The following is an 11,986-nucleotide window of genomic DNA, read 5'->3' as shown; positions in this document are numbered from 1 at the left end:
CATGCAAAAGCAGAGTAACTAAGACCCGAACAAGTCCATAACAGTTGTGCTGGCGACAATAGCAAGAGTGAACCACCTGATCCCTTCCCGAACTCAGAAGTGAAACCTCTTAGCGCTGATGGTAGTGTGGGGTTACCCATGTGAGAGTAAGTCATCGCCAGCTCATTATTCAAAACACCCTCAACTAACGTTGGGGGTGTTTTTTTATGCAAAAAAGAAAAGTAGAAAAAGAGAATAAATTGAATAGATTTTCTAATTAAAATCTTTATGTTTTTTCATAAATTTATGTTATATCTAATAAAACGGCATAGAAATTGCTTATCAAAAACTTATGTATTAAGTTTTTGAAAAAATAAATTTAAAAGAGTGGTGAAAATGAAGTTATCGGTTGGATTAAAAGTTGCAAACTCCTTGTCGCTGACACCGCAGTTACAACAAGCCATTCGTTTGCTTCAGCTTTCAAGTTTAGAGCTTGAACAAGAAGTTCAAATTCAGTTGGACAGTAACCCTCTATTAGAAAAAGTCGAAGAACAAAGTAGTTTCGAAAGTTTATCAACTTTAGAAGAGCAAGAACATAATCAAAAAGATTTAACCAAAGAATTAAATGCAGATCATCTGCCTAATGACTTGCCTGTCGATACAGACTGGGATGATGTGTACACTCATTTACCAACGAGTTTGGGCACGGCGGAATATGAAGAGCGAGAGGATAATCGTCAGGGGCATTTGGGTTTAAAAGAGCACATGATGCAACAAATCAATCTGTTGCATTTTTCTCAAGTCGAGCAGCTCATTGCTTACTGTATTGTTGATGCTTTGGATGACAATGGTTTCTTGGATTGTGAAATATCGGAAATCACAGCATCTGTGCAACATTTATTGATCTCAATGGAATACGATGATGAAGTTGAAGACGATGAAGTTTTAGTCGTTTTGAAACATATTCAGCGTTTAGATCCAATTGGAATTGGTTCTCGTAATTTGGCGGAATGCTTATCTATTCAGCTTGAAAGTTTGGCTACAGATGTACCGTATCGGCAGGAAGCACTGCAACTATTGCAGCATTATGAGTTATTAATTTCTAATGATTTAGCCAAGTTGATTAAGCAAACGGGTTTAAGCGCCGATCAGCTTCAGCATGCAGTGGCTTTATTAAAAACGTTGAAAGCGCATCCTGGTACTGCATTTGAAGATCAGGAGTCAGACTATCAAATTCCCGATGTGGTGGTCAGTAAAAAGCAGGACCATTGGCAGGTGCAGCTGAATCCTGATGTTGTACCGAAGCTTAGAATCAATTCATTTTATGCCAATATGATTAAACGCGCAGATCAAAGCGAAGAAAATCAATATTTGCGCAATCATATGTTGGATGCAAAAAACTTTATTAAAAGTGTCGATGAGCGTCATAAAACTTTATTAAAAGTCGCGACCTGTATTGTGCAGCATCAACGTGAATTTTTAGAAATTGGTGCTGAAGGAATGAAGCCTCTGATTTTGCGTGATGTCGCCGATGAGGTGGAGTTGCATGAATCTACAGTTTCACGGGTGACGACCAATAAATATATGTTAACTCCGCGCGGTTTATTTGAATTGAAATATTTCTTTTCAAGTCATGTCGGAACTAGTTCGGGTGGAGAAGCATCTTCAACTGCGATTCGAGCCAAGATTAAAAAGTTAATTGCAGATGAAAATCCACGTAAACCTTTGTCAGATAACACAATTGCTAATCTTCTTAAGGAAGAAGGAATTGATGTCGCACGTAGAACGGTTGCGAAATATCGTGAGTCATTAAATATTCCGTCATCTTCTGAGCGAAAAGTCTTGATCTAATTTTTAAAATCGGTCTATTCTAAGGATTCATTATGACCAAATAATGAATCTTTTTTTGAAGGAATAGTTAGACATGATTTAAAGTGACCTCAGCAGTGTTCTGTTATTTGACAATCAATCATGTGAACTATGCCTTCCTAATCCTAATGAAGGTGAGGGATAGAATTATGCAAATAACAATTCGTGGACATCACTTAGCTATCACCCCTGCAATTGAAGAAAATATTCGACTTAAATTTGCACAAATGACCAAACATCTCGATCAGGTCAATAGTATGCAGGTGAAACTAAGTAAAGATCATCAAATCGATAAACATTCTAAAAAAGGCAGCGCCAATCATATTGCAGAAGCGATTATTCGTTTACCAGGTACGGAGCTTTTTGCGCAGGCCAGTGCTGATGGTATGTATACTTCAATTAAGATGATGACAGAAAAATTAAAACGTCAGTTAGAAAAACATCGGAAGATGCAGCTGGATTATCAGCCTTTAGCCATCTAGTCAAAATATGATTTAAAAAAGAGGTTTTGGATAAACCTCTTTTTTTATTGCGATAATGTATAGGATTAATGAATTATTGTTTCTATTTATAGTAAAATGACAGGTTTTTACACCGTTGGTCCTATAAGAGGTCTTTGTGATGAATAGTGAACAGCTCACTGAAATTTTAAAAGCTGCTTTTCCAGAGGCTGAAGTTGCTGTAAGTGGGCAAGGCGGCAAGTTTGATCTTCGTATTGTAGATAATCAGTTTGAAGGTAAGCGTCCTGTTGCTCGTCAACAAGCAGTGTATGCACCATTGAATAGCTATATTGCCAGCGGTGAAGTTCATGCGGTCACAATTCGTGCAATGACACAAGAAGAATGGCGTAAAGCAAGCTTATTTGGAGCTTAATAATTTAATGGATAAATTTTTAATTCAGGGCGGTAATAAGCTCGAAGGTGAAGTGCGCATTTCTGGTGCAAAAAATGCAGCCTTGCCACTTCTTGCTGCAATGATTCTTGCAGAAACACCAATAACATTGAAAAATGTTCCAAATTTAAAAGATGTAAATACCTTGGTGAAGTTAATCGCAGGCTTGGGCATTAAAATGTCTTATGAAGGCGATACTGTCATTGCGGATACCTCAACATTGGACAACCAATTTGCACCTTATGAATTAGTCAAAACCATGCGTGCTTCTATTTTGGTGCTGGGCCCATTAGTCGCGCGCTATGGTAGTGCAAAAGTATCTTTGCCAGGTGGTTGTGCAATTGGCTCACGTCCTGTCGATCAGCATCTTAAAGCACTTGAAGCTTTAGGCGCAGAAATTGAAGTTGAGAATGGTTATGTGAATGCCAAAGTCAATGGTCGCCTTAAAGGTGGCGAAGTGGTCTTTGATATGGTCACTGTTGGCGGTACAGAAAATATTCTCATGGCTGCGGTATTGGCAGATGGTGTGACCACTATTCGTAATGCTGCACGTGAACCTGAAATTACTGATCTTGCGCAAATGCTTATTAAAATGGGCGCTAAAATTGAAGGTTTAGACACCGATACTTTAGTGGTCACAGGCGTTGAACACTTACATGGTTGTGAGTATTCAGTGGTTGCTGACCGTATCGAAACGGGTTCTTATTTGGCTGCAGCTGCAATTACGGGCGGTAAAATCAGAACCACACATACCGATCCTGCCTTGCTAGAATCTGTGTTGGATAAGTTTGAAGAAATGGGTGCTGAAGTCACACGTGGCGATGATTGGATTGAACTAGATATGATGGGCAAGCGCCCTAAAGCCGTGAGCTTCAGAACCTTACCACATCCTGAATTTCCAACAGATATGCAAGCACAGTTAATGGCAGTGAATGCGATTGGACGCGGTTTTGCCACGATTTCGGAAACTATTTTTGAAAACCGTTTTATGCATGTCCCTGAGTTGTCACGTATGGGTGCCAATATTCAGGTAGAGGGCAATGATGCGGTTGTGACGGGAGTAGAAAAACTTTCTGCTGCGCCTGTTATGGCAACTGATTTACGTGCCTCATTCTCGTTGGTGTTAGCAGCATTGGCGGCAGAAGGCGAAACATTGATTGACCGTATTTATCATATTGATCGCGGTTATGAAAATGTAGAACAAAAGTTACAAGGTTTAGGCGCCCAAATTAAGCGAGTAAATTGATGAATGACATGAGAAACGATGATCCAAATTTTGACGTCATGGGCAATTTTGATCATGGTTTAACTTTGGCATTAAGTAAGGGGCGAATTTTAAAAGAAACTTTGCCTTTATTGGAAACTGCGGGAATTAATTTACTGGAAGATCCAGATAAATCACGTAAGTTAATTTTCCCAACCACACATAAACAAGTGCGTATTTTAATTTTACGTGCCTCTGATGTGCCAACTTATGTTGAAAATGGTGCGGCAGATATTGGGGTAGCGGGTAAAGATGTGTTGATGGAGCATGGTGCTCAAAATGTATATGAGCCGCTGGATCTGAAAATTGCCAATTGTAAATTGATGACTGCGGGCAAGGTTGGTATGCAGCGTCCGAAAGGTCGTTTAAAAATTGCGACCAAATATGTGAACCTGACCCGTCAATACTATGCTAGCCTGGGTGAGCAGGTCGATGTGATCAAGCTTTACGGTTCGATGGAACTGGCACCGCTGGTCGGTCTGGGGGATTATATTGTCGATGTGGTCGATACCGGGAATACGTTACGTGCCAATGGTTTAGAACCACTGGAAGAAATCTGTAAAGTGTCTTCCCGTTTAATCGTTAACAAAGCCAGCTTTAAGCGTAAACAGGCGTTGTTAAATCCGATTATTGCCCAGCTAGAACAGGCTGTGGCTGATCGTGAACAGGCCAAACAGGCGTAAGTTGTTCAAATAAAAGACCGCTCTTGAGAGCGGTTTTTTTATGGCAGTCTATGAGAACAGTCCTGTTAATACTTTTCTTCAATTTGAGCAAAAGTAATTTTCCATAAAAGTCCGTGGCCCAATGCGCGATTGATACCCACAAAAGCCTTGAAAACAGGTAAACTAATCTTTTCCATATCAACCTTGTGGGTAAATTGATGCGACGTTTATCGACTCAAGATCAGAACTTCAAGCAGGTGTTTGCTGACTTGTTGGCTTTTGAAACAGTGAGTGATCCAGAACTGTTAAAAACCGTAGACCAAATCATTGCTGATGTCCGTCAGCATGGTGATGCTCATGTTCTTAAATTAACTCAGCAGTTCGATCGACATCCCGCGCATCAATTTTCAGATCTAGAACTGACCCAAGAACAGCTTAAAGCTGCCTTTGACACATTAAACCCTGAAGTGCGTGAGGCATTAGAGCTGGCTGCAGCACGTATCCGTGAATTCCACCAGGCACAAAAGCAGGATGGCTGGACCTATGTCGATGCCTTGGGCAATACCTTAGGGCAGAAAGTCACACCACTGGACCGCGTGGGTATTTACGTACCGGGTGGTCTGGCATCTTATCCATCTTCAGTACTCATGAATGCTGTACCTGCGCATGTGGCGGGTGTGCCTGAAATTATCATGGTGGTTCCGGCGCCGAATGGTGAGTTGAATCCACTGGTGCTGGCGGCGGCCTATTTAGCGGGCGTGACACGTCTGTTTACCATTGGTGGTGCACAAGCGGTCGCGGCGCTGGCCTATGGTACAGAAACCATTCCACGTGTAGACAAAATTACCGGTCCAGGTAACCGTTTTGTCGCAGTAGCAAAACGTGCGGTATTTGGTCAAGTCGGTATTGATATGATCGCCGGACCATCAGAAATTCTGGTCTATGCCGAAGGTGAGAATAATGCAGAGTGGCTGGCGATGGATTTATTGTCGCAAGCCGAGCACGATACCGTCGCGCAAGCAGTATTCATTACACCAGATGAAGAATTATTGAATGCTGTTGATGGCTGGATTGAAAAGCACCTAGAAGCATTGCCAAAAGAAGAGATTGCTCGTACCTCGATTGAAAACCGTGGTGCATTGGTATTGGTGAAGGACCGTCAGGAAGCGATTGAGTTAATTAATCAGGTGGCACCTGAACACTTGGAATTATGCATGGATGATCCGCAAGTGATGGCAGAAGATATTCGTCATGCCGGAGCAATCTTTATGGGGCGTTATACCCCTGAAGCGATTGGGGATTACTGCGCTGGTCCAAACCACGTGCTGCCAACTTCAGGTACTGCACGTTTCTCCTCACCACTGGGTGTGTATGATTTCCAGAAGCGTTCTAGCCTGATCATGTGTTCGCAAGAAGGGGTAAAAACTCTGGCCAAAACTGCGGATGTATTGGCACAGCAAGAGAACCTGGATGCGCATGCGAGATCAGCACGTTATCGTTATCAGTAATTAATTAAAAAACTCTCTTTAAAGCTCCTTCTCTCTTTGAGCAAGAAGTATGACTTCGTAAAAGGATGAGGGCTGCAATCTTTAATTCAGTTTGGCATGGTTTAAAACCTCACCCCAACCTTCTCCTGAAAAGAGAAGGCTTACGCGAAAGTAAGTTGAGTGCATGAACGAGAATATAAAATGAATATCACAGCAGAAAAAATGCGTTTTTGGAGCCCTGAAGTACGTGAGCTAGAACCTTATGTACCGGGTGAGCAGCCAAAAATCCAAAATTTATTAAAATTGAACACCAATGAAAACCCGTATCCACCTTCACCTAAAGTGGTGGGAGCGGTGCAAAAGGTTTTAGAAAATTCAGCTGATGCACTGCGTTTATATCCAGACCCAGATGCGTCTGAACTTAAGCAAGCCATTGCGAAACAGCAAAATGTAGCGGTGGAAAATGTCTTTGTTGGCAACGGTTCAGATGAAGTTCTTGCACATATTTTTAAGGCTTTTTTTGTTCAGGAACAGCCACTACTGTATCCAGATATTACTTATAGTTTTTACCCTGTATATAGTCAATTTTTTGGGGTGAAAACTAAAATTTTGCCTTTAAATGATGATTTTGAAATTGTAGTTAATGACTATAAGCAAGCCAATGGCGGCATTATCATCACCAATCCGAATGCACCGACCAGTATTGCTTTAGGTTTAAGCGCTATTGAAGAAATTTTAAAGGCCAATCCAAATTCAGTGGTGGTGATTGATGAGGCCTATGTCGATTTTGGTGCAGCGTCTGCAGTGAAATTGGTGGAAAAGTACGAGAATTTGGTGGTGTGTCAAACCACCTCTAAATCACGTTCTTTGGCAGGTTTACGTGTTGGTTTTGCGATTGCACAACCACATTTAATTGCCGCATTGGAAGCCGTAAAAAATAGTTTTAACTCCTATCCAATGGATCGTTTTGCCATTGCAGCCGCGGTGGCATCTTTTCAAGATCAGGCGTATTTTGAAGCGCAATGCCAAAAAGTTATTGCTAGCCGTGAGAAATTGGTGACGGATTTAATCACCTTGGGCTTTAAGGTATTGCCATCACACGCTAACTTTATTTTTACATCACATCCTCAACGGGATGCAGGTGAATTAGCTACAGCATTACGTGAACGCGGTATTATTGTGCGTTATTTTAATAAACCACGTATCAATCAATATTTGCGCATTACAATTGGTACGGATGAGCAAAATCAACGCTTAGTCGATACTTTAAAACACGATATTTTGGCCTAATAATCAAAATATAATAGCAGCGAGTGAAGTTTCGAACTCACTCGCTTTTTTTATTTTTACTGCATGCTATTGCGCAGGTTTATACCAGCGATTCAATAAATCCAACATGGCTGAAACTTTGTCAAAACATTCTTGATATTCTGCTTCACATACAGATGCAATCGTGACTCCGCCACCTGCCCATAATGAAACATCTTGCTGATATTTTTGAATAGAACGGATCAAAATATTCCAGGAACCCGTTCCATCTGCATCAAAATAACCCATAGAGCCGCAATAGGCGCCACGTGCTGCACCTTCTAGTTCATCTATAATTTGCATGGCACGAATTTTTGGTGCACCTGTAATTGAGCCACCTGGCAAGGCAGACATCAATACAGCAAAAGGATTCATTTCTGCTTTTAGTGTTGCAGTAACTTCACTGACCATGTGATGCACTTGGTTAAAAGACTCAATATTGAATAACTTTGGCGTTTTGACGCTGCCAGTTTCGGCATAAACACTTAAATCATTACGTAATAAATCTACAATCATCACATTTTCGGCCTGATCTTTTTCAGATTCGCTTAATTGTTGTTTCGATTGTCGGTCTAATTCAGGATCATCATAGCGTGGCATCGTGCCTTTAATTGGTTTTGTGGTAATTTTTCGATTTTCCTCAAAATTAATAAAGAGTTCGGGCGAACAACTTAAAATTTCAAAATCACCAATACGTAAATAACCTGCATAAGGTGCATTGGTCAGTTGCCAAAACTGAGCAGCAGTTGCTAAAAGTGGACCTTGAGCCTCAGCGCTAAACTCTTGCGTAAGATTAATTTGATAACAATCTCCTGCCACTATATAGTCTTGAACACGCTGAAAGGCACGTTGGTAATCTGTGAAATTCCAGCGTGCTTGACACTTTTGGCTTAATTCAAACTGTTCAACTACGGCTGATTGGGTATATAAATTAAAGATAAAATCAAAAGTTTGTGTTGCATTGTCGTCTGAACTATAAAAATACCAGCCATCTGGTTCTTGCTGTAAATAGCTTTTAAATTGACCTAAAAAAGCACTTGGCTGGGCGCGGGATTGCATATTGATGTGTTGCTGTGCTGCTGCATCATACGAAATAAAACCCATTAAACTGCAAAATGGGGCAGTGTTTGTATCATTTGAAGCGCCGAGATGAGCTGTTAAATCTAATTGAGTTGAACTTAATTCGTATTGATTCAATGCTGTTTTTTGAAAGTAAAAATGTTGATGGTTTTGTTCCACACAATAGCGTTCAGCCAAAAATGCAATACGTGCCTTTCCATTATTTTGCAAATAAATACAATGTGAAAGTGCTGCCAAAGCTTGCAGAATTTTTGCAGCCTCGCATTCAGATTCACAGAATAATTTTTTAAAATGATTAGGATAGGACATAAAGTGTAAACAGCTGAGAGATTTAAAAAGGCTATTTTACATGATTACAGCACATAAAAAGTAAATAACCGTTTGTCGGTAAGATGTGGATTGCGACCAACAGCAGTTGAACAAAAAATAACTCAGATATACCTTTGTACGTGCAAACCGGCTGCTCAAGGAATGTGTGTCAGTGTTGTCCTCATCAAATAAAAAAACAATCATTGGCACTGAGTGGTAAAACCAAAAAAATAATACTCTCGGGAGAGTAACAAGATGAAAAAAATTTACTAAACTAGGACTTACGCATTGACGGATTCAAAAAAGGAGGTCGTTCAAAATTCTGTGTCAGTAAATTTGACTAGATTTTAATTATATCATCTAATCGACCTTCAAAGTAAATGGATAATTGAGTAATCGTTTGTCCCCATTCCTGAATAGGCATTGTCCATTTTTCTGATGTCTGTTGAATACCAATATACAGTAATTTCATCAGACTATCCTCATTGAGGAAAGCTCCTTTGGTTTTGGTTAGTTTGCGGAATTGACGATGTACGGCTTCAACGGCATTGGTGGTGTAAATCGGCTTCCTAATCGCTTTAGGGTATTTGAAATAGGCGGATAGTAGATGCCATTTGGTACGCCATGACTGAATGACCACACCATATTTTTCGCCCCATTTTTCTTCTAGCTCATCCAGTGCTACTTCTGCCGCCCCTTTGGTATCAGCACGGTAAATTGGCTTTAAATCAGCCATAAATGCCTTCTGATCTTTACTGGCAACATAGCGTAAAGAATTACGAATTTGATGAACGATACACAGTTGTATTTCTGTTTGAGGGTAAATCGCTGCTATGGCTTCGGGGAAACCTTTTAGTCCTGAGAAGCGCTGCTTCGCAAGGCAGGCAATCAGAATATCCTGAACACCACGATTTTGTAGGTCTGTCAGTACACTAAGCCAATGGTTCGCCCCTTCGCTTTCCGATAAATACAAGCCGAGTAGTTCCTTCTTACCTTCAACATTTAAAGCTAAAATGGTATAGATCGCTTTGCTCACATAAACACCTTTATCCTTCACTTTGTAATGTATGGCATCTGACCAAACAAAGGGATAAATTGTATCGATTGGGCGTTGTTTCCATGCTTGTAACTGAGGGAGGAGCTTATCTGTAATATTGGTGATAGCACCATCTGAAATCTCCAATCCATACATATCAGCAACATGCTTTTGAATATCACGATAGCTCATACCAAGTGCATAGAGTGATATGATTTTATTGTCAATTTCTTCTGATAATTTGGTCTGGTTCTTTTTAACTAACTGTGGCTCAAATTCACCATTTCGATCTCTAGGGGTTTCATGCTCAAATGAACCTGATGTAGATTTTACGGTCTTGCGAGTATAGCCATTGCGGCGATTACCTTGTTTCGGATTCGCTTCAATGTAATTCTCGATTTCTGCTTCAAGAGCAGCTTCGGTCAGTTGTTTAATTAAAGGGGTGAGTATGCCATTTTCTCCAGTCAGTGCTTGTCCTGACTGGAGTTGTTTTAAGGCTGTTTCAAAATCAAATGTAGTTGCCATAATACATCATTCCTGTTTTTAACAGTTTAAGGAAATGACACAGTTTTTTGAACACTACCACTGTTTTTGTCTCAACTCTTCCATTTGGTAGTTGATATTTAATATCCATAATTCCTTTGGAAACTTGAGTTGGATTACCAATTACTTTCCCTCCACTACTATTAAGGACTTCATAGAAATTATCAGAATTATGTCCACCTGAAATTACTTTCTGGTTTTTACGCCCTGCAACTTCGCCACTGATTAAATGTTTTCCTATACAAAAAAAGCCCCGAGTCAAAACCCAAGGCTACAACAGAATTTAATTTTTATTTATTCTGATTTTTAATCCTAACTCGCTCTTTCCATAACTCTTTAGGAATCTGTGAATAATCTCTATCTAACTCTTCCTCAGATAAATCACTAATCCCCCTCATACTCAAACTTGGCCAGTGATCTTCTTCTGGAATATACGCAAACTCAATATTAAATTTACCTGTATCACTTAACGTAACTTTAAAGTTTGTCCACTTTTCTTTAAAAATATCTAATGATCTTAACTCAGACATTAAAATGATTATTTTTTGTCCTATTTCATGTGGTATTTCATCCATATCAAACCAACCAATTTGATTTTTTTTTGTAACCCATTCAAAACTATAGGAATTAAACTCTGGATAAATATAGCCCTCACAAATAATAGTTTCAGCATCTTCCATCATTATTGACCATAGCAGTTCACCAATTTTTTGATAAATTTCTTGATCTCTCATACACTATTTTCCTGTTGCAGTATTTTTTAAAGTTAAAGTTCTAGGCTTTCCAGAATCAACACTTTGAGTAATGATAAAGCTGTCAGGGCGTTTACTATTACCTGAATACACTGGTTGAATATTCACTTTAACTGACTTATTACCCTCTAATGCTTTTTTCCAATCAGTTTCTAATTTATACCATTCACCACCAGAACCGTTAAAGGCTTTATCCATCGGAACAATATTAATTCCCTCGCCTGGCCCTTTAAACATAGATGCAATTAAGTGACCACCATGATCATCAGGCTTTCTGTCTGTGCGACCTGAAACTTTCTGTTGATACCTGTTTCGATCATTTGCTTCTAGCTTCAAATCTGCCTGAACTGAACTCACACGCCCATTGGCATCTGTTTTATAAGTATAACCATTTTCAAATTTGTATGTCGTGTTCGCTTCTGGTTTATTCGCTAATTTATTCCAATCACCTTTTGAACCAGCTTTTAGTTCAACAATATTTCCTGTAGATTTTGAAGTGATGCCATTCACTTGAACATTCAGATTTGGATCAAAATCAGCTTTAAGCCCTAATACAATTTTTCCACCTTTCTTCGCTACCGAAACTGCACCACCACTCAATAGACCTGATAAACTATGGCTCTAGACTAGCAGAATAGATATGTTAGTCTAGAATCATGATAGAAAACAGTAAATTAAGTCACTATAAGATTAAAAAAATTATTCAGTGCTTTTGCATTGATATTCCTGCTTCTAAAACAGCCTTATTGCTTAACTTGAACCGTAATACCATCAACTATTGGTACATGCTTTTTAGAGAAGCAATC

Annotated in this window: 11 protein-coding genes, 1 rRNA gene and 1 pseudogene; 9 read left to right on the top strand and 4 right to left on the bottom strand. The window is 39.6% G+C overall.

Annotated features, from left to right (window positions below):
• The first annotated feature begins 48 nt into the window (after nt 1-48).
• The 8 genes from rrf to hisC all read left to right on the top strand — a co-directional run bounded on the left by rrf (nt 49) and on the right by hisC (nt 7,442).
• Nucleotides 49-163: ribosomal RNA gene (gene rrf, locus L6C30_RS13630) — 5S ribosomal RNA — on the top strand.
• Nucleotides 164-375: 212 nt separating this feature from the next.
• Complete coding sequence (locus L6C30_RS13625) at nt 376-1,830, top strand: RNA polymerase factor sigma-54 (RefSeq protein WP_230245296.1); 1,455 nt, start codon at nt 376-378, stop codon at nt 1,828-1,830.
• Nucleotides 1,831-1,997: 167 nt separating this feature from the next.
• The gene (hpf, locus tag L6C30_RS13620; RefSeq protein WP_236163275.1) at nt 1,998-2,330 is read left to right on the top strand and encodes a ribosome hibernation-promoting factor, HPF/YfiA family; all 333 of its coding nucleotides are present in this window, start codon (nt 1,998-2,000) and stop codon (nt 2,328-2,330) included.
• Nucleotides 2,331-2,469: 139 nt separating this feature from the next.
• A complete protein-coding gene (gene ibaG / locus L6C30_RS13615; RefSeq protein ID WP_004975198.1) occupies nt 2,470-2,721 on the top strand; it encodes a BolA family iron metabolism protein IbaG in 252 nt (83 codons plus the stop codon).
• 7 nt (nt 2,722-2,728) lie between these two features.
• A complete protein-coding gene (murA, locus tag L6C30_RS13610; protein WP_004975199.1) occupies nt 2,729-3,985 on the top strand; it encodes a UDP-N-acetylglucosamine 1-carboxyvinyltransferase in 1,257 nt (418 codons plus the stop codon).
• On the top strand, nt 3,985-4,686 hold the full coding sequence (hisG, locus tag L6C30_RS13605; RefSeq protein ID WP_236163276.1) for an ATP phosphoribosyltransferase: 702 nt from the start codon (nt 3,985-3,987) through the stop codon (nt 4,684-4,686). Before murA ends, hisG begins: the two co-directional genes overlap by 1 nt.
• 185 nt (nt 4,687-4,871) lie before the next feature.
• Nucleotides 4,872-6,173, top strand: a complete 1,302-nt coding sequence (gene hisD, locus L6C30_RS13600; protein WP_236163277.1) for a histidinol dehydrogenase — start codon at nt 4,872-4,874, stop codon at nt 6,171-6,173.
• A 180-nt stretch (nt 6,174-6,353) separates the two neighbouring features.
• On the top strand, nt 6,354-7,442 hold the full coding sequence (gene hisC / locus L6C30_RS13595) for a histidinol-phosphate transaminase (RefSeq protein ID WP_236163278.1): 1,089 nt from the start codon (nt 6,354-6,356) through the stop codon (nt 7,440-7,442).
• Between the two features lie 66 nt (nt 7,443-7,508).
• Here the strand turns inward: hisC and pabB are convergent, their stop codons facing one another.
• From pabB to L6C30_RS13575, 4 genes are all read right to left on the bottom strand, one after another.
• Nucleotides 7,509-8,849 (bottom strand): aminodeoxychorismate synthase component I, encoded by a 1,341-nt coding sequence (gene pabB / locus L6C30_RS13590; protein ID WP_236163279.1) that lies wholly within the window; start codon nt 8,847-8,849, stop codon nt 7,509-7,511.
• 340 nt (nt 8,850-9,189) lie between these two features.
• A complete protein-coding gene (locus L6C30_RS13585; RefSeq protein WP_236163280.1) occupies nt 9,190-10,410 on the bottom strand; it encodes an IS256 family transposase in 1,221 nt (406 codons plus the stop codon).
• 308 nt (nt 10,411-10,718) lie between these two features.
• A complete protein-coding gene (locus L6C30_RS13580) occupies nt 10,719-11,162 on the bottom strand; it encodes an immunity protein YezG family protein (protein WP_236163282.1) in 444 nt (147 codons plus the stop codon).
• Between the two features lie 3 nt (nt 11,163-11,165).
• A complete protein-coding gene (locus tag L6C30_RS13575; RefSeq protein ID WP_236163283.1) occupies nt 11,166-11,780 on the bottom strand; it encodes a DNA/RNA non-specific endonuclease in 615 nt (204 codons plus the stop codon).
• 56 nt (nt 11,781-11,836) lie between these two features.
• Between L6C30_RS13575 and L6C30_RS13570 the strand changes: the two are divergent.
• Nucleotides 11,837-11,986, top strand: a pseudogene (locus L6C30_RS13570) (IS1595 family transposase); the annotation flags it as partial.

Source organism: Acinetobacter sp. KAM396, from assembly GCF_021602765.1.
Lineage (GTDB): Bacteria > Pseudomonadota > Gammaproteobacteria > Pseudomonadales > Moraxellaceae > Acinetobacter > Acinetobacter towneri_A.
This window is presented reverse-complemented; position numbering and strand designations above follow the sequence as displayed.